Annotated in this window: 23 protein-coding genes; 14 read left to right on the forward strand and 9 right to left on the reverse strand. The window is 63.0% G+C overall.

The genetic code is table 11. From position 1 onward, the window contains the following. Nucleotides 1–266 precede the first annotated feature (266 nt). Both hisI and folE read right to left on the reverse strand, forming a co-directional pair. A complete protein-coding gene (gene hisI, locus J2Y63_RS25715; protein ID WP_256115817.1) occupies nt 267–719 on the reverse strand; it encodes a phosphoribosyl-AMP cyclohydrolase in 453 nt (150 codons plus the stop codon). A gap of 36 nt (nt 720–755) precedes the next feature. Next, nucleotides 756–1,367 (reverse strand): GTP cyclohydrolase I FolE, encoded by a 612-nt coding sequence (folE, locus tag J2Y63_RS25720; protein ID WP_256115818.1) that lies wholly within the window; start codon nt 1,365–1,367, stop codon nt 756–758. A 333-nt stretch (nt 1,368–1,700) separates the two neighbouring features. Here folE and J2Y63_RS25725 point away from each other — a divergent pair, with 333 nt between their 5' ends. Genes J2Y63_RS25725 through J2Y63_RS25735 form a run of 3 tightly spaced genes read left to right on the forward strand, consistent with a single transcriptional unit; the run spans nt 1,701 to nt 3,117 of the window. Next, nucleotides 1,701–2,147: an iron-sulfur cluster assembly scaffold protein gene (locus tag J2Y63_RS25725; protein ID WP_435268408.1), complete on the forward strand. Its 447-nt coding sequence runs from the start codon at nt 1,701–1,703 to the stop codon at nt 2,145–2,147. Between the two features lie 6 nt (nt 2,148–2,153). Further along, nucleotides 2,154–2,531 carry a membrane protein insertion efficiency factor YidD gene (gene yidD, locus J2Y63_RS25730; RefSeq protein WP_435268409.1) on the forward strand — a complete coding sequence of 126 codons (378 nt, stop codon included), beginning with the start codon at nt 2,154–2,156 and terminating at the stop codon, nt 2,529–2,531. Between the two features lie 58 nt (nt 2,532–2,589). Next, nucleotides 2,590–3,117, forward strand: a complete 528-nt coding sequence (locus J2Y63_RS25735; RefSeq protein WP_435268410.1) for a DUF1697 domain-containing protein — start codon at nt 2,590–2,592, stop codon at nt 3,115–3,117. A 46-nt stretch (nt 3,118–3,163) separates the two neighbouring features. On the opposite strand, the gene J2Y63_RS25740 is transcribed toward J2Y63_RS25735, so the two are convergent. Both J2Y63_RS25740 and J2Y63_RS25745 read right to left on the reverse strand, forming a co-directional pair. Further along, nucleotides 3,164–4,207, reverse strand: a complete 1,044-nt coding sequence (locus tag J2Y63_RS25740; RefSeq protein WP_435268411.1) for a reverse transcriptase family protein — start codon at nt 4,205–4,207, stop codon at nt 3,164–3,166. Beyond that, complete coding sequence (locus J2Y63_RS25745; RefSeq protein ID WP_435268412.1) at nt 4,197–4,520, reverse strand: helix-turn-helix domain-containing protein; 324 nt, start codon at nt 4,518–4,520, stop codon at nt 4,197–4,199. Before J2Y63_RS25745 ends, J2Y63_RS25740 begins: the two co-directional genes overlap by 11 nt. Nucleotides 4,521–5,118: 598 nt before the next feature. Here J2Y63_RS25745 and thrS point away from each other — a divergent pair. Both thrS and J2Y63_RS25755 read left to right on the forward strand, forming a co-directional pair. Beyond that, the gene (thrS, locus tag J2Y63_RS25750) at nt 5,119–7,089 is read left to right on the forward strand and encodes a threonine--tRNA ligase (RefSeq protein WP_435268413.1); all 1,971 of its coding nucleotides are present in this window, start codon (nt 5,119–5,121) and stop codon (nt 7,087–7,089) included. A 75-nt stretch (nt 7,090–7,164) separates the two neighbouring features. Then, on the forward strand, nt 7,165–8,007 hold the full coding sequence (locus J2Y63_RS25755) for a lysophospholipid acyltransferase family protein (protein WP_435268414.1): 843 nt from the start codon (nt 7,165–7,167) through the stop codon (nt 8,005–8,007). Here J2Y63_RS25755 and J2Y63_RS25760 read toward each other — a convergent pair. Further along, complete coding sequence (locus tag J2Y63_RS25760) at nt 8,004–9,008, reverse strand: hypothetical protein (protein WP_435268415.1); 1,005 nt, start codon at nt 9,006–9,008, stop codon at nt 8,004–8,006. The genes J2Y63_RS25755 and J2Y63_RS25760 overlap by 4 nt on opposite strands. Nucleotides 9,009–9,109: 101 nt before the next feature. On the opposite strand from J2Y63_RS25760, the gene J2Y63_RS25765 reads away from it, so the two are divergent. Together J2Y63_RS25765 and J2Y63_RS25770 are read left to right on the forward strand one after the other, a co-directional pair. Continuing rightward, the gene (locus J2Y63_RS25765; protein WP_435268416.1) at nt 9,110–9,694 is read left to right on the forward strand and encodes a nitroreductase family protein; all 585 of its coding nucleotides are present in this window, start codon (nt 9,110–9,112) and stop codon (nt 9,692–9,694) included. A 4-nt stretch (nt 9,695–9,698) separates the two neighbouring features. After that, nucleotides 9,699–10,307: a flavin reductase family protein gene (locus J2Y63_RS25770; RefSeq protein WP_435268498.1), complete on the forward strand. Its 609-nt coding sequence runs from the start codon at nt 9,699–9,701 to the stop codon at nt 10,305–10,307. A 191-nt stretch (nt 10,308–10,498) separates the two neighbouring features. Here the strand turns inward: J2Y63_RS25770 and J2Y63_RS25775 are convergent, their stop codons facing one another. Further along, nucleotides 10,499–11,149: a hypothetical protein gene (locus J2Y63_RS25775; protein ID WP_435268417.1), complete on the reverse strand. Its 651-nt coding sequence runs from the start codon at nt 11,147–11,149 to the stop codon at nt 10,499–10,501. A 132-nt stretch (nt 11,150–11,281) separates the two neighbouring features. Here J2Y63_RS25775 and J2Y63_RS25780 point away from each other — a divergent pair, with 132 nt between their 5' ends. Further along, nucleotides 11,282–12,409 (forward strand): DUF2336 domain-containing protein, encoded by a 1,128-nt coding sequence (locus J2Y63_RS25780; protein ID WP_435268418.1) that lies wholly within the window; start codon nt 11,282–11,284, stop codon nt 12,407–12,409. On the opposite strand, the gene J2Y63_RS25785 is transcribed toward J2Y63_RS25780, so the two are convergent. Further along, nucleotides 12,410–12,841, reverse strand: coding sequence for a hypothetical protein (locus J2Y63_RS25785; RefSeq protein ID WP_435268419.1), 432 nt, complete (start codon nt 12,839–12,841; stop codon nt 12,410–12,412). It lies immediately after the preceding gene. Between the two features lie 79 nt (nt 12,842–12,920). Between J2Y63_RS25785 and J2Y63_RS25790 the strand changes: the two genes are divergently transcribed. Beyond that, nucleotides 12,921–13,583, forward strand: a complete 663-nt coding sequence (locus tag J2Y63_RS25790) for a hypothetical protein (protein ID WP_435268420.1) — start codon at nt 12,921–12,923, stop codon at nt 13,581–13,583. A 15-nt stretch (nt 13,584–13,598) separates the two neighbouring features. Here J2Y63_RS25790 and parE read toward each other — a convergent pair whose 3' ends face one another. Continuing rightward, on the reverse strand, nt 13,599–15,662 hold the full coding sequence (gene parE, locus J2Y63_RS25795) for a DNA topoisomerase IV subunit B (RefSeq protein WP_256115833.1): 2,064 nt from the start codon (nt 15,660–15,662) through the stop codon (nt 13,599–13,601). 209 nt (nt 15,663–15,871) lie between these two features. Between parE and J2Y63_RS25800 the strand changes: the two genes are divergently transcribed. The 4 genes from J2Y63_RS25800 (at nt 15,872) to J2Y63_RS25815 (ending at nt 19,983) form a co-directional block, all read left to right on the forward strand. Next, nucleotides 15,872–16,756, forward strand: coding sequence for a prolyl oligopeptidase family serine peptidase (locus tag J2Y63_RS25800; RefSeq protein WP_435268421.1), 885 nt, complete (start codon nt 15,872–15,874; stop codon nt 16,754–16,756). A gap of 52 nt (nt 16,757–16,808) precedes the next feature. Beyond that, nucleotides 16,809–17,579, forward strand: a complete 771-nt coding sequence (gene tpiA / locus J2Y63_RS25805) for a triose-phosphate isomerase (RefSeq protein WP_435268422.1) — start codon at nt 16,809–16,811, stop codon at nt 17,577–17,579. A 123-nt stretch (nt 17,580–17,702) separates the two neighbouring features. Further along, nucleotides 17,703–18,206 (forward strand): preprotein translocase subunit SecG, encoded by a 504-nt coding sequence (secG, locus tag J2Y63_RS25810; RefSeq protein WP_256115836.1) that lies wholly within the window; start codon nt 17,703–17,705, stop codon nt 18,204–18,206. A gap of 148 nt (nt 18,207–18,354) precedes the next feature. After that, on the forward strand, nt 18,355–19,983 hold the full coding sequence (locus J2Y63_RS25815) for a CTP synthase (protein WP_256115837.1): 1,629 nt from the start codon (nt 18,355–18,357) through the stop codon (nt 19,981–19,983). 50 nt (nt 19,984–20,033) lie between these two features. Here J2Y63_RS25815 and J2Y63_RS25820 read toward each other — a convergent pair whose 3' ends face one another. Beyond that, the gene (locus J2Y63_RS25820) at nt 20,034–20,927 is read right to left on the reverse strand and encodes an AraC family transcriptional regulator N-terminal domain-containing protein (RefSeq protein ID WP_435268423.1); all 894 of its coding nucleotides are present in this window, start codon (nt 20,925–20,927) and stop codon (nt 20,034–20,036) included. 133 nt (nt 20,928–21,060) lie between these two features. On the opposite strand from J2Y63_RS25820, the gene J2Y63_RS25825 reads away from it, so the two are divergent. Then, entirely contained in the window at nt 21,061–21,816 is a 756-nt protein-coding gene (locus J2Y63_RS25825) for an SDR family NAD(P)-dependent oxidoreductase (protein ID WP_435268424.1), read from the forward strand. The last annotated feature ends 1 nt before the right edge of the window (nt 21,817 follow it).

Below are 21,817 nucleotides of genomic sequence, written 5' to 3' on the forward strand. Positions count from 1 at the left end.
CTGTGACGCGGGGAACTTTGGCGAGAAAAACCCGTCTGCGGTGTTTCCCGTGTGCGTCCTGTCGAAACGGAAGGCGGGCGCTTGCCCGTCGGATCGTCGTCCCCTGCGGGGCGGCGTTGGAAACCGGTCGTGACGCACTACAGCGATTGGGTTCCATGGTCCTGATCCGTGGCGGGGATAGAGGCCGCCATGGCGTGCATTAGGCGTCCCGACCGGTTGCCAATTGGTGAATCCGTGCCGGAACTGAACGGAATCCGCGCAGATGCTTAATTTTTACCGTAGATCGCCGCCGGATCGAACTGCGGTTCGCCACCGGTAATGGTCAGCACCGCGCCCTCCGGGCCGTTCGAAACCGTGCGATAGAAGCACGAGCGGCGCCCGGTATGGCAGGTCGCGTCATGGCCGGCGACCGAGACTTTCAGCCACACGGCATCCTGGTCGCAATCGGTGCGCAGCTCCACGACCGTCTGGAGGTTGCCGGAGGTTTCCCCCTTCTTCCAGAGCGAGTTGCGCGAGCGGCTCCAGTAATGCGCGATGCCGGTCTCCACGGTGAGCGCCAGCGATTCGGCGTTCATGTGCGCGACCATCAGCAATTCGCCGTCCTTCGCATCCGTCACCACCGCCGTCACCAGGCCGTGTTCGTCGAAGCGCGGGGTGAAGTCCGGGCCGGTTTCGAGCTCGGCCTTGTCCTTGGAGGGGGATTTGAAGGTGATCGTCATGGCGGTCGGCTCCGTCGCGCGGAGCCGGCTTGTCGCCTAGCTCCGGATCATCGTCATGAACCGCACCTGTTCGGTCGGTTCGGTCTTGAAGGCACCGGTAAAGGTGGTGGTGAGCGTTGTCGAGCCCTGTTTCTGGATGCCGCGCATCGCCATGCACATATGCTCGGCCTCGATCATCACGGCCACACCGCGCGGGTTCAGCGTCTCGTCGATCGAGCGCGCGATCTGCGCCGTCATGGTTTCCTGCGTCTGCAACCGGCGGCCGAAGATTTCGACGACGCGGGCGATCTTCGAGAGACCCAGCACCCGGCCATTCGGCAGATAGGCGACATGCGCCTTGCCGATGATCGGCACCATATGGTGTTCGCAATGCGAGAAGAACGGAATGTCCTTCACCAGCACCATGTCGTCATAGCCGGCAACTTCCTCGAAGGTGCGGCCGAGCACGTCCTCGGCGGCGAGGTCATAGCCGGAAAAAAGCTCGCGATAGGATTTTGCGACGCGGGCAGGGGTGTCGAGCAGCCCCTCGCGCTCCGGATCGTCGCCCGCCCAGCGAAGCAGCACGCGAACGGCATCCTCCGCCTCTTTCTGCGAGGGGCGGCCGGACGGATCGTCGACACGCGGAAAATTGGTGACTATGGCGTCCATGGACCCAATGACCTTTCTGCAGGCTACCTGACCTGTATATCGGACTCGCCACTGGCCATTCGCCTAACCCTGCAGGCTTGGGTTCCGTCGGCGGGCTCCGGGGCTTTCGGGTCTCGGCTTCTCAGTGCACTAGACCGTCCGGCACGGTTTCCCAATCAACAGGTGAATGTTTTGCGCCTTGCAAAACGCTCACCCCAATACGAGTTATCATATAGTATCGAACGACGGCTGCGAAAGAGGCGTGATGCGACGCGGCATGCTTTTTTACCGACGACACCGGAATAATCTCCTCGGATCATTGAAGATTCCGCAAAAAATGCGAAAAACAGGGCCATGATGGACGATATCTATAACAGCCGCATCCTGGAATTCGCCGGCAATATCCCGCGCATCGGCACGCTCGCCGATGCGGATGCCGAGGCCGGCGCCCATTCCAAGCTCTGCGGCTCGCGCGTCAAGATCTACCTGAAGCTCGATGGCGACCGCGTCAGCGATTTCGCCCATGAGGTGAAGGCCTGCGCGCTCGGCCAGGCGTCCTCCTCGATCATGGCGCGCCATGTCATCGGGGCGACGAGCGCGGAAATCCGCGATGCGCGCGAAAAAATGCTCGCCATGCTGAAGGCGGACGGCGAGGGGCCGGACGGCCGCTTCGAGGATATGCGCTTCCTCAAACCCGTCAAGGATTACAAGGCCCGCCACGCCTCCACCATGCTGACCTTCGATGCCGTGGTGGATGCCATCGGCCAGATCGAGGCGAAGCGGCTGGAAAAGGCGGGGTGAGGCGCGGTGTGCGACGCCCCGGATTGCCGGCACGCCGGCGCGCGGCTCGCGTATAGGGGCCGCAACTGGCCGGGGCCGTTCCGCCGCACGCCGGGCCGCCTTGCCGGCATGGGCTTCATCCGGCTCTACCAGCTGACACTCTCTGGCTTCATCGGCCATGGCTGCCGGCATCTGCCGACCTGCTCGGAATATGGCTACGAGGCGATCGCCCGCCACGGCCTGTGGCAGGGCGGGTTTTTGGCGCTGTTCCGCGTCGCCCGCTGCGGCCCCGGCGGCACGCATGGCTTCGATCCCGTGCCGGAGGCGCTGGAGAGCCGCTTTCGCTGGTGGGCGCCGTGGCGGCTGTGGCGCGTGGCAAAAAGCCGGGAAGGGGCAAGGCCGTGACCGTGCCGATGGATTTTTGCGACGCCGCGCACGCTGCGCCACAGGATTTCTGGCGCGCATGACGAGCCATGTCGCCCTCCTGCACTCGATCGTGCTTGGCCCCGGCCGCCGCGTCGTGATGGCGGAGCTGAAGGCGATGGCGGAAACGCTCGGCTTTGCCAATCCCCGCACGCTGGTCGCGACCGGCAACCTCGTCTTCGATGCGGAGGCGGCGGCCCTCGCCACGCTGGAAAACCGGCTGGAAGCGGCGTTCCGCGACACATTTGGCAAACATGTCGATATCATCCTGCGCCGCGCCGACGCCTGGAAACGGCTTGCCGTCGGCAATCCCTTTCCGGGCGATGACGGCGCCAATGTCTGCGTGCGCGTGATGCGCGAACCGCTCGGCTCCGCAGCCCTCGAAAAACTCGAAAAGCTGGCCGCCCCGGAACTGCGCCTCGCCCTCGTCGACGGCGACCTCTGGATCGACTTTCGCGGCAAGCCGAGCGAGACGAAACTGCTCTCACACCTGACGACCAAGAAACTCGGCATCGGCACGCTGCGCAACGCCAACACCGTCAACGGCCTCGCGGCGATGCTCGGCTGACGGGGGCAGAGCGGATCGTCCGGCCAGTCGTCGCTACGTTGTTAAATCAAAAAGGTGCATCCAAAAGAGCGACTGGATCGTGATCCCTCAAATTTTTGCGACGCAGCCGGGCCTCTTCTGAAGCCTTCCGATGTATTTTTGCGCGTTTCTGCCGTAAAGAGTTCATCTGATCAGAGGCTTTTCTTCCAGATTCAGATTCTTTACCTACAATATAACGCACAGTTCCAAGATTGGTTAGTAGAGCTTGAATGCAATTTTGTGATTCTTCTGTAGTCTCGGCGTTATAGAAGCTGCTCCATAATTCCTTGATTTTCAAATTTAATGCGTTTGGTGCGACCAATTTCGCTCCAACAACACCGACACCAGTTATGAAAACCGGTCTGTTCCCTGTACGATACCGAATCTTATGAGAATTGAGGCCAGCTTCCTGCACGATTTCACGGATCTGTTTTACAGTCTCGCCAGTAACGAACCTGCCGGAGATAGTTAAATCATCGATCCACACCGAGTATCGAAAGCCGCTTTGTTCGCAAAGTTTGGCGATTTTATCGAACATTGTTCGGTGAATGAGGGTGCACAGAACTGGAGTGAGTGGAGATCCCATGGAAACTCGGCCATCAATCGTGCAAAGATGCGTAATTAGCCTCGCGACATCCGGATACATACGCAAGTCGGTTTGGAGCCAATGGTTCAGCATTTCCGACGTTGTCGACGGATAGAACTGTTTCAAATCAAGCGTTAAATATTGATCCTGATCAAGGTGAAGAGCAGCATTGTCGCGCTGCCCTCGATTTTTCCTTGGGCTGAAAAGGTAACTTGGCTGTTTGATTTTATTTAAATGGAATTTTAGTCTTTCATGGACGCGCCGCAAGCTGGAAACTGGATATCTTAAATCACGAAGTTTCTGCTTTTTACCGACCTTTTTGTGGCGTCTGACGATAAACTGATCTTTGTAGTTTACCAGCCGGCGAAGATCGTCTCTCGTTTCTCCAACTAGAGCTGCAATGTCGCGTTGGGTAGGCTGTTGTGCAAAGGGCGATCTACCCAGTTCATACCGCTCGACATCGTGTCGGCTGCGTCTACGGAGCATGACTAAGTTCTTTTGGCGAGAGCTTTTCCAGTAAAGACAAAACGTGGCTAGCGATGATCAGTTTTCCTCTTGTTTTAACTGGCTCGCCTTCTAGCTCCTCGGCAAAAAATAGCAGCTGCGACATTCGAACATCAAAATTTTCACTATACCGCTCCAAGAGTTCCATAGAAACGGATTTAGTCCCGCTTTCGATTTCCGATACCATGGACTGTGAAATATCAAGCACGTTCGCTAACTCTTTTTGTGACAAACCAAGATAGAGGCGAAGTAAACGAAGAGCATCATTAATCATTGGGCGTCGATTCTTCTTCATGACTTTCTCCTTGGAGCTATTTCGAGGTCGTCGCTCATTGTCGGTCTGTTATCCAGAACCAAAAGCGGGCAATAAGATACGCAAGCTGCCCTAATGCGGTAATGGTCTTAAAGACCAAAACCATGCGACGCCGCCGCTGGTGACGACCATTGTTGCTCATTCTCAAGTTCTCCCACGTTTCCACCAGCGAAATTGCCGGTGCCCGTAGAAACAGGGAACTGTTCAGCGACGTTTGACCTCGAACATGCTGCACCCGAGCCCGGAGGGTGCAGCACGTGGCCACGGCCCTTGCCAGACAACAGGATTGAATCGGAGATCTACGACCTCCACAGGGCTCCAGGCCCCGGCATATTGTCGGGTTCAGTATGAGCAATCATCACAACTAACTATTGTGCCATATTGCGCTCAAAGTCAAATAGAAAATCGCTTGTAGCGATATTTTATCTCGATCGATGTCGCGTTCTGAGTGCTCTCGACCAAGATCCCCTTCCAATCGCCCCCATTTCCCCTTATACCGCGCGACGCACGCGCCGGCATTCCGGCTTTACCCTCGCATACCACCCGCATTCGTTGGCGGGACTGGATAGGAGATTCTTTCATGTCTGCAACCGTTTCCCTCACTTTTCCCGATGGTTCGGTCCGCGAATATCCCGCGGGCTCGACCGGGCGTGATGTTGCCGAGGCAATTTCCAAGTCGCTCGCCAAGAAGGCGATTGCGATTGCACTCGACGGCGAGCTGCGCGATCTCTCCGAGACCGTTTCGAACGGCCGGATCGAGATCGTCACCCGCGAGGACGATCGCGCGCTGGAGCTTATCCGTCACGACGCCGCCCATGTGATGGCGGAGGCGGTGCAGGAGCTTTGGCCGGGCACGCAGGTGACCATCGGTCCGGTCATCGACAACGGCTTCTATTACGACTTTGCCAAGGACGAGCCTTTCACGCCGGACGATCTGCCGAAGATCGAAAAACGCATGAAGGAGATTATCCAGAGGAACAAGCCGTTCACGCGGGAAGTGTGGTCGCGCGACAAGGCCAAGGAGGTCTTTGCCGCCAAGGGCGAGACGTACAAGGTCGAGCTGGTCGATGCGATCCCCGAGGGGCAGGACCTCAAGATCTACTACCAGGGCGACTGGTTCGACCTGTGTCGCGGTCCGCACATGGCCGCAACCGGCCAGATCGGCACGGCCTTCAAGCTGATGAAGGTCGCGGGCGCCTATTGGCGCGGCGACAGCAACAACCCGATGCTGACGCGCATCTACGGCACCGCCTGGCGCACGCAGGAGGAGCTCGACAGCTATCTGCACATCCTCGCCGAAGCCGAGAAGCGCGACCATCGCAAGCTTGGCCGCGAAATGGACCTGTTCCATTTCCAGGAGGAAGGGCCGGGCGTCGTCTTCTGGCACGGCAAGGGCTGGCGCATGTTCCAGACGCTCGTCGCCTATATGCGCCGTCGTCTCGCCGGCACCTATGAAGAGGTGAACGCGCCGCAGGTGCTCGACAAGTCGCTCTGGGAGACGTCTGGCCACTGGGGCTGGTATCGCGACAACATGTTCAAGGTGACCGTCGCCGGCGACGAGACCGACGACGAGCGCGTCTTCGCGCTGAAGCCGATGAACTGCCCGGGCCATGTGCAGATCTTCAAGCATGGCTTGAAGTCCTATCGCGAACTGCCTGTTCGCCTTGCGGAATTCGGCAATGTGCATCGCTATGAGCCGTCCGGCGCGCTGCACGGACTGATGCGCGTGCGCGGCTTCACACAGGACGATGCGCATGTCTTCTGCACCGACGAGCAGATGGCGGCGGAATGCCTGCGCATCAACGACCTCATCCTCTCGGTCTACAAGGATTTCGGCTTCGAGGAGGTGACGATCAAGCTCTCCACGCGTCCGGAAAAGCGCGTCGGTTCCGACGACTTGTGGGATCGGGCCGAGGGCGTGATGAAGCAGGTGCTGGACACGATCCAGCAGCAGTCGAACAACATCAAGACCGGCATCCTGCCGGGCGAGGGTGCGTTCTACGGGCCAAAATTCGAATATACGCTGAAGGACGCCATCGGCCGCGAATGGCAGTGCGGCACCACGCAGGTCGACTTCAACCTGCCGGAACGCTTCGGCGCCTTCTACATCGACCAGAACTCCGACAAGAAGCAGCCGGTGATGATCCACCGCGCGATCTGCGGCTCGATGGAGCGCTTCCTCGGCATTCTCATCGAGAACTTTGCCGGCCACATGCCGCTGTGGATCGCGCCGATGCAGGTGGTGGTCGCGACCATCACCTCGGATGCCGACGACTATGGCCGCGAGGTGGCGGACCTTCTGCGCGAGGCGGGCCTGACGGTCGAGACCGACTTCCGCAACGAGAAGATCAACTACAAGGTCCGCGAGCATTCGGTCAGCAAGGTTCCTGTCATCGTGGTCTGCGGCAAGCGGGAGGCGGAGGAACGCTCCGTCAACATCCGTCGCCTGGGTTCGCAGAACCAGACGGCGATGTCGCTCGATGAGGCGATCGCGGCGCTGACGCTGGAAGCCATAGCCCCGGATCTGAAGCGCAAGCTCGGCAAGGCGTGAGCGTTTACGCGGATTGTCGGAAAACTGTAATGATCCCGTGCTAGCTAGTGCGGGATTATCTTTTTGGGGAATACCGTGCGGTTCAAGGAACTCTCCTACGCCAACGAAAACGATCCGCGCCTCAAACGATGGTTCATCCGCTCCATGGAAGGTCTCGCCGGTCGTAACCGCTACGCCCGGCTCTATGACATCTGGCGCAAATCCATCGTCGGGCACAGCGCGCGGGTCTTCGGCGACATGCTGGAACTCATCAATGTGCGGCTGCGCGTGCAGGGCTCCTGGCCGCCGCCGGACCTGCCGCAAGGCCCCGTCGTCATCGTCGCCAACCACCCGTTTGGTATCGGCGACGGCATTGCGGTGCTGGCGCTGGCCGAACAACTCGGCCGGCCGTTCAAGGTGATGATCCACAACGACCTGCTCAAAGTGCCGGAAATGCAGCCCTATGCGCTGCCGGTCTCCTTCGAGGAAACCAAGGAGGCGCTGGCGCTCAACATGAAGACGCGGGCGGAAGCCGTGCGGCTCCTGAAGGAGGGCACGACGGTGATCGTGTTCCCGGCGGGCGGCGTGGCGACGGCGAAGAAGGTGTTCGGGCGGGCGGAAGACCTGCCGTGGAAGATGTTTCCAGCAAAGCTCATCCAGTCCGCGCAGGCAAACGTCATTCCCGTCTTCTTCGAGGGACAGAACGGCCGGCTCTTCCACCTGGCGAGCAAGGTCTCGATGACGCTCAGGCTGTCGCTCTTGATCCGCGAGTTCCAGAAACTCTCCGGCTCGACGATCGCCGCGCGCATCGGCGGCGTCATTCCCTGGGCGGAGCTCGATGCGGGCGACCGCAAGAACATCATGGCGCGGCTCTACGAAGCCGTCTTCGCGATGGCGCCGATGCCGAAGCCGAAACCCTTCATGCGGCGGGCAGGCTAGTCCACCACATCCTCGGCGGCGGCCTTCTGCTCGTTGGCGTTTTCATCGAGCAGCACTTCCACATCGGTATTGACGCCGGCCTTCACCGCGAAATCGCGCTGGTAGATGCGGTTCTTGTTGCGGGCGACGGCGATGTAGCTGCCTTCCGCCAGAACCAGCGTCGGGAAGGCGCCCACGCTTTCGCTGACCGTATCGCCCGAAGAGGTGAGGATCGACCAGGCCGTATCGGCGATTGCCTCGCCGCCCGGTTCGGAAACGAGTTTCAGCGTCAGTTTCGCCGCACGGTGCTGGATCGTCGCGCGCGTCAGCTTGCCCGCCTCGACCTGGATATCGGCGCGGATCACGGCGTTCACCGTGCCGTAGTCGGAGACGACGTGGTAGGTGCCGGCGTTCAGCCGCACCACGGAATTCGGCTTCACCTCGGCGACGACGAGGTTGCGCTCGCCATCCTCGCGCACTTCGGCGGCGAAGATGGAGAAGCTCAATTCCTTCGGCGGAATGCGCACGTCGGAGCCGGAAACGGCATTCAGCATGATGCCGCCGGCATCGAGCACCATGACCTGCTTGTCGACATCGCCGTCCGTAGGCACCAGCAGCTTCTTCGTCGCGCCGGCGCGGCCGAAGGCGACGTTGACGAAATATTCGCCGGGCACCAGCTGGAAGGCGGCCGAGCCGCCCTCGGAAGTGGCGAGCAGCGGCAGCTTGCCGTCGGCCCCCGGGATGGGCGAGAAGACGCGCCAGGTGAGGCCATGCTGCATGGGGCTGCCGTCCTTGGTCAGCAGCGCCTCGCAGGTCACGTCGCGCAGGTTGTCGGGCGTCGCCTCGCCGGTGACGATCGGGTTGAACGAGGTGAGCTTGCCGCTCTTCAGCGGCGTGCCGATCTGGGAGAAACTGTCCAGCGATTCCTGCGCGCGAGCCGGTGCGAAGGACGAGAGAAGGGTCACGATCGCGAGGCTCACGGCAATGCCGACATGGCGGGTGGAATGGGGCGGCATGCGCATGGGGACGGTTGACTTCCTGACTGTAAGGCTCCACTTGAAGACCCGGCTAATGGCATTTTCAAGGCCGCATCCGCGGGCCAAGATATTGGAACTCCCTCCCGATGAAAACCGAAATCAAGCTGATCGATTATCTTTCGACCCGCCGGTCGATCCCTGCCTTCCAGATGGGCGAACCCGGCCCCTCGCAGGGCGAGGTGGAGGCGATGCTGACGCTCGCCTCGCGCGTGCCGGACCACGGCAAACTCGCCCCCTGGCGCTTCATCGTCTATCGCGGCGAGGAGCGCCGGCGCATCAGCGAGGCGCTCGCCAAGATCGCGATCGGCGACAAGCCGGAGCTTTCCGACGAGATGGTGAAGGTGGAAAACACGCGGCTGACCCGCGCGCCGGTCGTCGTTGCCGTCGTCAGCCGAGCCGCACCGCATTTCAAGATCCCGGAATGGGAGCAGCTCATGTCAGCGGGCGCCGTCTGCCTCAACCTGGTGATGGCGGCCAACGCGCATGGTTTCTCCTCGAACTGGCTGACCGAGTGGTATGCCTACGACCCGCGCGCCTATGCGATCCTGGGCGTCAACGAGGGCGAGAAGATCGCCGGCTTCATACATATCGGCACGCCGACCGTACCGCCGACCGAACGGCCGCGGCCGGCGCTTTCCGAGATCGTCACATGGGTGGGCGATGAGACCTGACGCGCTGTTCTACGAGACCGCGGACAACGCCCACGGCCTGAAACACGATCCCTTCAAGGCGATCGTCGCGCCGCGGCCGATCGGCTGGATCGGCACGAAGGCGGCGGATGGGCGGCTGAACCTCTCGCCCTATTCGTTCTTCAATGCGGTCAGCGACCGGCCGAAGCTCGTGATGTTCTCGTCGAGCGGCCATAAGGACAGCGTGACGAATATCGAAGCGACCGGCATCTTCACCTGCTCGCTGGCGAGCCGGCATCTGGCCGAAGAGATGAATGCGAGCTCGGTCGCCGTTCCTTATGGCGTCGATGAATTCGACATCGCCAAGCTCACGCCGGTCACCGGCCGTCTCGTCGATGCGCCCCATGTCGGCGAGGCCTATGCGGCGCTCGAATGCCGCGCGACGCAGATCCTGCGGCCGGTCGATCTCGACGGGCGGGAATCGGACAATTGGGTGGTGTTCGGCCAGGTCGTCGGCATCCACATCAGCCCGGAAATCCTGCGCGACGGCAGGATCGACATGGCGGTCGCCCGTCCGCTTGGCCGGATGGGCTATATGGACTATTGCGACGGCGGGGCGGATGTCTTCGCCATGGGGCGGCCGAAGGCTGGGTGAGGGTGGATCCTCGGGTCAAGCCCGAGGATGACGGAGGAGAGGTGGTGCCCTATCTCGGGGTAGCGCACCTATCGACATCCCCAACGCCCTTGGTGCATCCCGCGCGACCGTGCTGTTTTGCCCGCTGTTCCCCCGCAATGCCGTCGTCCTTGCATGACGATGCTGTTTCGCCGGCGTTCCCACACACTCCGTCATCCTCGGGCTTGACCCGAGGATCCACGGCCACGTGCGTATACTGTTTGAATGATGGCTATCTGTGCCGGGTCGCTTGCAAGGCGGCCGAAGAAGCCGTCGGCGCGCGAGCGGTCGCAATCCGTTGCGAAAAGCTCTCCAGCGAGGTCCGAGGCCGAATCGTAGGCCGGGATGCCGGCGGATGCGGCGGTGAGCAGGACGGCGGCGCGGGCTGCGGCGAAGGTGGGGGGCCATTCGCCGCTTTCGGTGCGGGTCGATTCTACGGCGAGGGTTTTTACAAGGCCCCTCTGGTCCCAAACCAGACCGGCTAGGCGGCTGGACTTGTCGGAGAAGCCTTGCGGCGAGACGGGCGCCGGCAGGATGCCGTCGGTGATCGCGATAATCGGGGTGCTGCCTTCCGCGAGGTTTTCTTCCGCTTCGGCTACGGAGAGCAGGACCGCGAGCCGTTGGATGTCGGCACCCGTACAGCAGCCGGTGAGGGCGATGCCGGCGGCACCGCCTGCAATGGCATGGCGGAGCGTTTCGAGGCTGGCGTCGGGGTTTACAACGACAAAACGACTTTCGATGCCTGAGTCGCCAGCATAAACCAGCGCGCCGCGTTCTGCCGCGGGCGGGGCGGTCTCAAGCAGGGCGTGGGGCAGCTTTTCCATGCCTTTTCATAGGGCTTTGCGCCCGCTCCTGGCAACGACCATCCGGTTAACGGATATGGTGAACCAATCTTAAACACTTTGCCGCTAGCGTGTTTTTCGTAGCAGTTGTGGTGCAGGCGTTTGGGGCGTCCATTGATCGTTCATGTTTTCCTCCGTTGGGTCGAGACAGCCCGGGCAGCCGACAGGGCGAAGGCGGCCAGTGTGTTGGCGCGCGCTTACGCACGGTCGCGAATCTGTGCGGACGATCGCCGCGCCGCCGAGATGGCGATGATCTTCCTGCTCGACGACCCGGCGCCGAAGGTGCGGCTTGCACTCGCCGAAGCGCTTGCCGACTGCGAGGATGCGCCGCGGGCCGTGATCCTGCCGTTGGCGGAGGACCAGCCGGAAATCGCCGCCCATATCATTCTATGTTCGTCGCTGCTGACGGATGCCGATCTCGTCGATCTGGCGGCCAAGGGCAATGACGTGACGCGCATGCTGATCGCCAACCGCGCCTTCGTCTCGCGCGCCGTTTCGGCAGCGCTGGCGGAGATCGGCGAGGTGCCCGATGTGCTGGCCCTTTTGGAGAACGAAGGCGCGGTCGTCTCGCGGCGCAGCCTGACGCGCATCGCAGACCGTCTCGGCGACGATGCGGAAATTCGCGCCTTGCTGCTCGACCGAGAAGATCTGCCGAGCGATGCACGCCATGCGCTGGTCGAAAAGATCGGCACGGCGCTGGCCGGCTTCGGTCTCATCCAGGCCGCGGTCGGCACGGGTCGCGTCGAGCGCATCACGCGCGAAGCCTGCGACGTGGCGACGATCGGCATGGTGGGCGAGGTGGCAGCGGCCGAAATGCCGGCCCTGGTCGAGCACCTGCGCCTGACCGGGCGGCTGACGCCCGTGTTCCTCATGCATGCGCTCTGCACCGGCCGCGTCGAGTTCTTCGCCTCGGCGATCACCAATCTTTCGGGGCAGGCGGAGCGGCGCGTGCGCTCCATCCTGTCGGATGGCCGCGAGGCGGCGGTGCGGGCGCTTTATGAAACGGCCGGGCTCGGCCGGGATATCAGCGCGCTCTTTGCCGAGGCGACGATGCTCTGGCGCCGCGAGGCGAAGGGCGAGGATGACGGGCTTTCGGTGTCCGAGCACCTGCTTTCCCGCGCGCGGGCGGCGGGCAATGCGTCCTGCCAGTCCATGCTGGAACTGGTCGAGCGGCTGGCCATCGCCGAGCAACGCCAGACGGCGCGCAGCTACGCGCTCATTGCAGCGCGCGAAGCGGCCTGATCAGTCGGCGAAGCGTTTCACCACCCAGGAATAGCCGTCTTCGGCATAACGCACCGGCGTGGTGACAGCGTTCTTTAGCGCCGTCTTGTCGGGGATAGCTTTCTTCACGAAATTCAGCGTTCGGGCGGCGAGGCCCTGCTTGGCCTCGGCGGTTTCGGCCGGCGTGGGCACTTCGGCCGTGGTCGCGGTTTCGGCGGGCTTGGCCTCGGGCGTTGGCTTTGCCACATCCGCGGTCATGCGGTCGCCGGAGCTTTCGCAGACGGCGACGATCACCGGATAGTTCTTGTCCTGGTGGCGGTTGATGTAGGTTTCGGCCTGCGCGTCGCAGAGCGCCACGGTCTGCCAGCTCTTGCCGACCGTATCGATATAGTGGCACTGGGTCGCGCTGTCGTCGCAGCCCATGATCGTCATGACGATGAGCGCAGCTTTCATGGCCGTCCTTTCCGCCTTCGTTGCTGCCGGTTAGAGGCAGGCATTGCCGCGAAAATAAGGCGCGAAGCGTGCCGGGGGCTTGCAGGTGCTCACGCGCTTTTCGCCGGCATGGCAGAATTTTTTGCCGGGTGCCTTCGTCAGGATGAAATTGAGGCCAAGGGAATTCAGGATGGGGACGGAAAAGCAAGCGGCGAGTGCGCCCCTGCTCAGGCTCTCGATCGAGCGGTTCTACGACAGGAAATGGTGGAAGGATTTTCAGCCGTGGCGGCTGGCGCTTGCCGATATGGTTGGTGCCACGGTCGTCTATCGGGTGCACGCAGCGCCTTTCCGGGCAACGCGAACCTTGCCGGACTACCGGATGCCGGAACGGCTGGATGTGCTACGGGCTGATTCGATCGGGGGTGCGCATGCCATGGCAATCACGGACGCGATGCGTGCCGGGCAATGGCCGGAAACCCCGGACGAGCCGCTGCTCGTGCTCCTGTTAATCAGCCTGCCGGGATATGCGCTGCTGGCACGGCACGCCGCTGCCATTGCCGAACGGCTTGTCGAACTCGATGAGCTTATTCACGCGCTCGACGATGGACGATACACCGTTTCCAGTCTGACGGACGTGCACGAGGCGGCGATGACGTTCTTCAGATGGCAGGCGCAGGCGGGAGAGGACGTGCCGGTGCACGGCCTCTATGGTGACGGCTGGGCGGATTTCGACACGAAAACCATGGGTGCGGTCGCACTTTGAGGCGGCTGCACCGCCTCAGATATCGAGGTTGTCGGCGAAGACGGCGCGCTCCTGGATGAAGCGGAAGCGGGCTTCCGGCTTGGTGCCCATCAGGTCGTCCACGGCGGTTCGCGTGCCTTCGAAGTCGACGTCGTCGATTGCGACCTTCAAGAGCGTGCGCTTCTTCGGGTCCATCGTGGTTTCCTTGAGCTGCGCCGGCAGCATCTCGCCGAGACCCTTGAAGCGGCCGATTTCCACCTTGCCGCGACCGTTGAACTCGGTGCGCATCAGCTCCTCGCGGTGCGGGTCGTCGCGGGCGTAAAGCGTCTTGCCGCCCTGGCTGAGGCGGTAAAGCGGCGGCACGGCGAGGAAGAGATGGCCGCCGCGCACGAGATCCGGCATCTCCTGATAGAAGAAGGTGATGAGCAGCGAGGCGATGTGCGCGCCGTCGACGTCGGCATCGGTCATGACGATGACGCGTTCGTAACGCAGGTCCTCTTCGCGGTATTTCGTGCGCGTGCCGCAGCCGAGCGCCTGCACGAGATCGGAAATCTGCTGGTTGGCGCCGAGCTTTTCACGGCCGGCACTGGCGACGTTGAGGATTTTGCCGCGGAGCGGAAGAATGGCCTGGTTGGCGCGGTTGCGCGCCTGCTTGGCCGAGCCGCCGGCCGAATCGCCCTCGACGATGAAGAGTTCGGCGCCCTCGGCGGAATTCTGCGAGCAGTCGGCCAGTTTGCCGGGCAGGCGCAGCTTGCGCACGGCCGTCTTGCGGCTGACTTCCTTTTCCTTGCGGCGGCGCATGCGCTCTTCCGCGCGCTCGATCACCCATTCGAGCAGCTTGGCCGCTTCGCCCGGATTGTCGGCGAGGTAGTGGTCGAAGGGGTCGCGCAATGCGTTTTCAACGATGCGCTGGGCCTCGACGCTCGCGAGCTTGTCCTTCGTCTGGCCGACGAATTCCGGCTCGCGGATGAAGACCGACAGCATGCCGACCGCGGAAATCATCACGTCGTCCGTGGTGATGTCCTTGGCGCGCTTGTTCTGTGTCAGGTCGGCATAGGCCTTGAGGCCCTTGGTGAGCGCGATGCGCAGGCCCGCCTCGTGCGTGCCGCCATCGGCCGTCGGGATGGTATTGCAATAGGAGTGGATCAGCGAATCGCCGCCGTACCAAGTGACCGCCCATTCCAGCGAACCATGGCCGCCGGACTTTTCGCTTTTGCCGGCAAAGATCTCACGGGTGACGGTGTAGTCTTTGCCGAGCGTCGCCTGGAGATAATCCTTCAGGCCGCCGGGGAAATGGAAGACCGCCTTTTCCGGCGTTTCCGAACCTTCCAGCAGCAGCGACGGGTCGCAGCTCCAGCGGATTTCGACGCCGCCGAACAGGTAGGCCTTGGAGCGGGCCATGCGAAAGACGCGGCCGGGATCGAAACGGGCGTGGGCGCCAAAAATTTCCGGGTCGGGGTGGAAGCGCACCTTGGTGCCGCGGCGGTTGTGCACGTCGCCGAGTTCTTCCAGGCCGCCGACCGGCTTGCCGCGGGAAAAGCGCTGGCGGTAGAGTTTCTTGTTGCGGGCGACCTCGACTTCGAGATGGTCGGAGAGCGCGTTGACGACGGAGACGCCGACGCCGTGCAGGCCGCCGGAGGTCTCATAGGCCTTGCCGTCGAACTTGCCGCCGGCATGCAGCACGGTGAGGATGACTTCGAGCGTCGATTTTCCCGGCATCTGCGGGTGGTTTTCCACCGGGATGCCGCGGCCGTTGTCGGTGACGGTCAGGAAACCTTCGGCGTCGAGGTTGACGTCGATGAAGTTGGCGTGGCCGGCGACCGCTTCGTCCATCGAGTTGTCGATGACTTCGGCGAAGAGGTGGTGCAGCGCCTTCTCGTCCGTGCCGCCGATATACATGCCGGGCCGCATGCGCACGGGCTCCAGGCCCTCCAGCACGCGGATCGCCGAGGCATCATAGCCGCCGGAGCCTTCGCTGATGGGCTGCACGGCGCGCGCCTCGCGCGGCGGGGCAGCAGCCGGCTTTTCCGCCGGTGCAGGGGACGCTGCGGCGGGTTGGGGGGGAACGTTGGCGAAAAGGTCGTTGCTGTCGTCTTGCATGGGCCGTTCAGATTTTGTTCCGTTTGCCATTTTCTCCCGCCGATCCGGGAAGATCGGGGTTTGGCACAAATGAGGTCGCGGGCGAATCACTCGCGACTCTGCCAGATTCCGTGGGTTTTCGCGATGCCGGGCCGCGCCAACCGCTGGGCGAGGATTGCGTTGCGCGCGGGCGGATGGCAAGTATCGCCAGCCCCAGGGAGCGACAGTTCATGCCTCAGTCCACAGTTCATTGCCTTCGCCGGCTGGTTTTCGCCGCGGTTTTCACCGCGCTTGCGGTTCAGGACGCTGCGGCGCTGGCGCTGAAACCCTGGAAGGACGAGCTTTTCGGCTATGGCACGGTGATCGAGACGTCGGACGACGGCGCGCTGAGCGTCGTCGATTACCAGGAGATGCGCGACATCAACGGGCGCGACCAGGTGCCGGAGCGCCGGGTGAAATCGGCCTATGTCTCGACGGCGGTGAAGACGGCGCAGAAGAACGCGACGCTCGACACGCCGGCGGGGCCGATCGACGTGGCGATGACCGGCAAGGGCGAGGGGGCGGCCTTCACCGTCATCTTCATCCACGGCCGCGGCGGCGACCGGCGGCTCGGCAACAATGACTGGAATTTCGGCGGCAATTTCAACCGGCTCAAAAACCTCGCGGTGCGGGGTGGCGGGGTCTACTACGCGGCAAGCGTGCCCTCCTTCGACGACAAGGGGGCCGCGCGCATTTCCGGCCTCATCCTCACGGCCAAGGCGCTCTCGCCGGATGCGCCGGTCATCCTCGCCTGCGCCTCGATGGGCAGCTTTATTTGCGCCCGCGTCGCGCGCGATCCTGTGGCGGTAAAAAGCCTCTCGGGCATGGTGCTAATGGGCGGGGCGGCGGATGGCGATTATGCCAAGACCGCGGCCTTCAAGGCCAAGCTGCCGGTCTTCTTCACCCATGGCGACAGCGATAGCGTCTACCAGGCGAACGACCAGATTGCGGTGTTCCGCAAGCTCAGGAAGGCGGGCGTGCCGGCGCGCTTCGTGCTGTTCCAGACCGGCGGCCACGGCACGCCGGTGCGCATGACCGATTGGCGCGAAACGCTCAACTGGCTGTTTGCGCAGTAGGCTTCGATTTGCTACGCCGCAAGCCAACAATCTTTAAGGACAGGGAGGCCTCATGACACCGGACGTAACCCCGCTCGTTGCCGGGAACTGGAAGATGAACGGCACGCGCGCGTCGCTCGACCAGATCAAGGCGATGGCCGAAGGCGTGAAGGGACCGCTTTCCGAAAAGGTCGAGACGCTGATCTGCCCGCCGGCGACGCTGCTTTACGTGGCGACCGCGCTCTGCGACGACAGCCCACTCTTGATCGGCGCGCAGGATTGCCACGAAAAGGCCTCCGGCGCGCATACGGGTGATGTTTCGGCCGAGATGATCGCCGACTGCTTCGGCAGCCATGTCATCGTCGGCCATTCCGAGCGCCGCACGGACCACAAGGAAAGCGACGCGCTGGTGCGCGCCAAGGCCGAGATCGCCCATGCGAACGACCTCGTTGCCATCGTCTGCATCGGCGAGACCGGCGACGAGCGCAAATCCGGCAAGACGCTGGACGTGCTGAAGACGCAGCTTGCCGGCTCCGTGCCGGATGGTGCGACGGCGGAAAACACCGTGATCGCCTATGAACCCGTCTGGGCGATCGGCACCGGGCTGACGCCGACGGCGGCCGATGTCGAGGAGGCGCATGCCTTCATGCGCGCGGAACTGACGGCGCGGTTTGCCGGCGAGGGCGCCACGATGCGCATTCTCTATGGCGGTTCGGTGAAGCCGGGCAATGCCAAGGAACTGATGGGTGTGGCCAATGTCGACGGTGCGCTGATCGGCGGCGCGAGCTTGAAATCCGACGACTTCCTTGCCATCTACCGGGCATACGAAGAACTCACGGCCTGAGACGCCAATAGCCTGCCCGCAAAAGGGCGGGCGGATTGGCCGGTAAGGGCTTGGAATGGTGCGCGGCTTGGTATATTGAGCCGCAAACCTGAAATTTGGGCCGTCTGGCCGGGATCCTGAAACATGCAGACCATCTTGCTCGTCATCTATCTCATGGTCGTCGTCGCGCTGATCGGCGTCGTGCTGATCCAGCGGTCGGAAGGCGGCGGCCTCGGCATCGGCGGCGGCTCCGGCTTCATGTCGGCCCGCGGCACAGCCAATGCCCTGACGCGCACCACCGCGATCCTGGCCGCACTGTTCTTCGTGCTGGCGCTCGGCATGGGCATCCTCGCCCGTTACGAGACGCAGCCGACCGACATTCTCGACCGTATTCCGGGCACGACCGGCACGGGCGGCGTTCTCGATGCGCTCGGCGGGGCCGAGCAGAACCAGGGCACGCAGAACAACAACCAGACGCCTGCGACGACCGGCACCGACACCGTTCCGACCGAAGGTGGCGCTGCGACCGGCACGGGTACGGGCACCGGCAACACGACGACCGGCACGGGCAACACGACGACAGGCACCGGCACGACCGGTGGTGCAACGGGTACGGAGCAGAACTCCGGCGTCCCGAGCGGCCAGTAAGCCGCAGGGGCTGAAAAACAAACCGGCCGGTTGGCGAAATCCAACCGGCCTTCTTCTTGTGTAAAACGACGATTGCGTCTTCCGAAATCACGCCCAAGGTGATTTTTCGGTGGCGGAATCGATTTTGAAAAGGTATCCGGTGACTCCCATGGCGCGATATGTATTCATCACAGGCGGCGTGGTTTCTTCCCTCGGAAAAGGCATTGCCGCCGCTGCACTCGGAGCTCTCCTTCAGGCCCGCGGTTATCGCGTGCGCCTCAGGAAGCTGGACCCCTATCTGAACGTCGATCCGGGCACCATGAGCCCGACGCAGCACGGCGAGGTGTTCGTCACCGACGACGGCGCGGAAACCGACCTCGACCTCGGCCACTACGAGCGCTTCACCGGCCGCTCGGCCACCAAGACCGACAACATCACCACCGGTCGCATCTACAAGAACATCATCGACAAGGAACGCCGCGGCGACTATCTCGGCGCGACCGTGCAGGTCATCCCGCACGTCACCAACGAGATCAAGAACTTCGTCACCGAAGGCAATGATGACTACGACTTCGTGATCTGCGAGATCGGCGGCACGGTGGGCGACATCGAGGCCATGCCCTTCATGGAAGCGATCCGCCAGCTCGGCAACGATCTTCCGCGCGGCACGGCTGTCTATGTCCACCTGACGCTGATGCCCTACATTCCGGCCGCAGGCGAACTCAAGACCAAGCCGACGCAGCACTCCGTCAAGGAGTTGCAGGCGATGGGCATCCATCCGGATATCCTGCTGGTGCGCGCCGACCGCGAAATCCCGGAAGCCGAGCGCAAGAAGCTTTCGCTGTTCTGCAACGTTCGTGCGACCGCCGTCATCCAGGCGCTCGACGTCGCGTCGATCTACGACGTGCCGCTCGCCTATCACAAGGAAGGCCTCGACGACGAAGTGCTCGCCGCCTTCGGCATAGAACCCGCGCCGAAGCCGCGGCTTGAAGCCTGGCAGACGGTTTCCGATCGCATCAAGACGCCGGAAGGCGAGGTGACGATCGCCATCGTCGGCAAATATACCGGCCTCAAGGATGCCTATAAGTCGCTGATCGAGGCGCTGTACCACGGCGGCATCGCCAACCACGTCAAGGTCAAGCTCGAATGGATCGAGTCGGAGGTCTTCGAGAAGGAAGACCCGGCGCCGTATCTTGAGAAGGTGCACGGCATCCTCGTTCCAGGCGGCTTTGGCGAGCGTGGTTCGGAAGGCAAGATCAATGCGGCGCGCTTTGCCCGTGAGCGCAAGGTGCCCTATTTCGGTATCTGCTTCGGCATGCAGATGGCGGTCGTGGAAGCGGCGCGCAATCTCGCCGGCATCGAGAAGGCCTCGTCCACCGAATTCGGCAAGACCGCCGATCCGGTCGTCGGCCTGATGACGGAATGGGTGAAGGGCAACGAGCTAGAAAAGCGCTCGGCATCCGGCGATCTCGGTGGCACGATGCGGCTTGGCGCCTATCGCGCCTCGCTGAAGGGCGGCACGAAGATCGCCGACATCTACGGCTCGACGGATATTTCCGAACGCCACCGCCACCGCTACGAAGTGAACGTCGACTACAAGGATCGGCTGGAAGGTTGCGGCCTGGTGTTCTCCGGCATGTCGCCGGATGGCGTTCTGCCGGAGACCGTGGAATATCCGGATCATCCGTGGTTCATCGGCGTGCAGTATCACCCGGAACTGAAGAGCCGCCCGCTCGACCCGCACCCGCTCTTCGCGAGCTTCGTGGAAGCGGCGCTGGAGCAGAGCCGGTTGGTCTGACACCGGATATGAGAGAATGACAAGCCCGGCCTTGTGCCGGGCTTTTTGCGTCAGGCCGGTTCCAGCGTGAGGCTGCGGGCTGTCTGGGTTTCCTGTGCCGGCGGCAGGCCGAACATGCGGCGGTACTCGCGCGTGAACTGCGGCACGCTCTCATAACCGACGGCATAGGCGGCGGTGCTGGCATTGGCGCCCTGCGACAGCATCAGCCGCCGCGCCTCGATCAGCCGCAACTGCTTCTGGAATTGCAGGGGCGAGAGCGAGGTGACGTTGCGAAAATGCTGGTGGAAGGAGGACGGGCTCATGCCGGCGAGGGCGGCGAGCCTGTCGACCGGCAACGGCTGGGCGAACTCCGCCCGCAGCAGCGCGACTGCGCGGGCCACACGCTGTGCCTGTCCATCCGGATAGCCGAGCTGGCGGATGGCTGCGCCGTGGCGGCCTTCGAGCAACCAGTAATGCAGTTCGCGCACGAGCTGCGCATGCAGCACCGGCACGGCGGCCGGACGATCGAGCAAGCGCATCAGGCGAAGCGCCGCATCGCTCACCTCGCTGTCCGTCGGAGCGGAGCGTATCGCCAGTCCGCCGGGCGCGGCGGTTGCCTGCATCTCCACGCAGAGTTCGGCGATGACCGCGGGGTTCAGGTCCAGCACGAGCGAGAGGTAGGGCGCGTCGGGGCTTGCCTGCAGGATCTGGCTGACGGTCGGCACGTCCGCGGTGATCAGCAACGAATCCCCGGCGTGGAACGTGAAGCTGTTTGCCCCCATCGTCACATGCTTTCTGCCCTGGAGCACGAGGCAGACCAGCGGACGGGCGATCATATAGTCGAGGCCGGTCGGCTGCGTGGTGCGAATGGTGGTGAGGCCGGGCACGGGCGTGCGGGCGATGCCCGTGGCATCGGCATTGGCCTCGACATAGCGGCGGACGGTGGCAAGGAGCGTCTCTGTCATGCCGGCATCCTAGCGGCGTCCGACGCCCGCGTAAATCGGTTTGGAGAATCAGGCAAGGATCGGCGAGCTTCCGGTAACGCCAGGGGCGGGGGTGATTGGTATCAATCGGCCATTCCAACCGAAGGAGTTTCCCATGACCAAGATCGCTCTCGTCACCGGCGGCAGCCGCGGCCTCGGACGCAACACGGCCCTCAGCATCGCCCGCCGCGGCGGCGACGTCATCATCACCTACCGGAGCCGCGAGGAGGATGCCCGCATCGTCGTCGCCGAAATCGAGGCGCTGGGCCGCAAGGCCGTCGCGCTGCGGCTCGATACCGGCGTGGTCGCCGGCTTCGCAGCTTTTGTCGAAGCGCTGCGCAAGGCGCTCGTCGAGACCTGGCAGCGCGAGACCTTCGACCATCTCGTCAACAATGCCGGCCATGGCGACATGGCAGCGATTGCCGAGACGACGGAGGCGCAGTTCGACAGCCTGGTCGACGTGCATTTCAAGGGCGTGTTCTTCCTGACGCAGGCGCTGCTGCCGCTGATTGCCGATGGCGGGCGTATCGTCAACCTGTCGACGGGCCTCACCCGCGTCTCCTATCCCGGCTTCTCGGCCTATGCCGCGGCCAAGGGGGCGGTGGAAATCCTCAGCGTCTACCTCGCCAGGGAGCTCGGCAGCCGCGGCATTGCGGTCAATTCGGTCGCGCCGGGCGCCATCGAGACCGATTTCCTGGGCGGCGCGGTGCGCGACATGCCGGATCTCAACACGGTGTTCGCCGACATGACGGCGCTGGGCCGGGTCGGCGTGCCGGATGATATCGGCCCGATGATCGCGAGCCTGCTGTCGGAGGACAACCGCTGGATCACCGGCCAGCGCATCGAGGTGTCGGGCGGCCAGGTGATCTGAC

This window comes from Shinella sp. BE166 (genome assembly GCF_051201095.1).
In the GTDB taxonomy this organism is placed as follows: domain Bacteria; phylum Pseudomonadota; class Alphaproteobacteria; order Rhizobiales; family Rhizobiaceae; genus Shinella; species Shinella lacus.

Excerpts from the sequence above, each read along its gene's own strand:
- hisI (WP_256115817.1), bottom strand. The coding sequence starts at position 719 with ATGACGATCACCTTCAAATCCCCCTCCAAGGACAAGGCCGAGCTCGAA.
- folE (WP_256115818.1), bottom strand. The coding sequence starts at position 1,367 with ATGGACGCCATAGTCACCAATTTTCCGCGTGTCGACGATCCGTCCGGC.
- J2Y63_RS25725 (WP_435268408.1), top strand. The coding sequence starts at position 1,701 with ATGATGGACGATATCTATAACAGCCGCATCCTGGAATTCGCCGGCAAT.
- J2Y63_RS25735 (WP_435268410.1), top strand. The coding sequence starts at position 2,590 with ATGACGAGCCATGTCGCCCTCCTGCACTCGATCGTGCTTGGCCCCGGC.
- J2Y63_RS25740 (WP_435268411.1), bottom strand. The coding sequence starts at position 4,207 with ATGCTCCGTAGACGCAGCCGACACGATGTCGAGCGGTATGAACTGGGT.
- J2Y63_RS25745 (WP_435268412.1), bottom strand. The coding sequence starts at position 4,520 with ATGAAGAAGAATCGACGCCCAATGATTAATGATGCTCTTCGTTTACTT.
- thrS (WP_435268413.1), top strand. The coding sequence starts at position 5,119 with ATGTCTGCAACCGTTTCCCTCACTTTTCCCGATGGTTCGGTCCGCGAA.
- J2Y63_RS25760 (WP_435268415.1), bottom strand. The coding sequence starts at position 9,008 with ATGCGCATGCCGCCCCATTCCACCCGCCATGTCGGCATTGCCGTGAGC.
- J2Y63_RS25765 (WP_435268416.1), top strand. The coding sequence starts at position 9,110 with ATGAAAACCGAAATCAAGCTGATCGATTATCTTTCGACCCGCCGGTCG.
- J2Y63_RS25775 (WP_435268417.1), bottom strand. The coding sequence starts at position 11,149 with ATGGAAAAGCTGCCCCACGCCCTGCTTGAGACCGCCCCGCCCGCGGCA.
- J2Y63_RS25785 (WP_435268419.1), bottom strand. The coding sequence starts at position 12,841 with ATGAAAGCTGCGCTCATCGTCATGACGATCATGGGCTGCGACGACAGC.
- parE (WP_256115833.1), bottom strand. The coding sequence starts at position 15,662 with ATGCAAGACGACAGCAACGACCTTTTCGCCAACGTTCCCCCCCAACCC.
- J2Y63_RS25800 (WP_435268421.1), top strand. The coding sequence starts at position 15,872 with ATGCCTCAGTCCACAGTTCATTGCCTTCGCCGGCTGGTTTTCGCCGCG.
- tpiA (WP_435268422.1), top strand. The coding sequence starts at position 16,809 with ATGACACCGGACGTAACCCCGCTCGTTGCCGGGAACTGGAAGATGAAC.
- secG (WP_256115836.1), top strand. The coding sequence starts at position 17,703 with ATGCAGACCATCTTGCTCGTCATCTATCTCATGGTCGTCGTCGCGCTG.
- J2Y63_RS25815 (WP_256115837.1), top strand. The coding sequence starts at position 18,355 with ATGGCGCGATATGTATTCATCACAGGCGGCGTGGTTTCTTCCCTCGGA.
- J2Y63_RS25820 (WP_435268423.1), bottom strand. The coding sequence starts at position 20,927 with ATGACAGAGACGCTCCTTGCCACCGTCCGCCGCTATGTCGAGGCCAAT.
- J2Y63_RS25825 (WP_435268424.1), top strand. The coding sequence starts at position 21,061 with ATGACCAAGATCGCTCTCGTCACCGGCGGCAGCCGCGGCCTCGGACGC.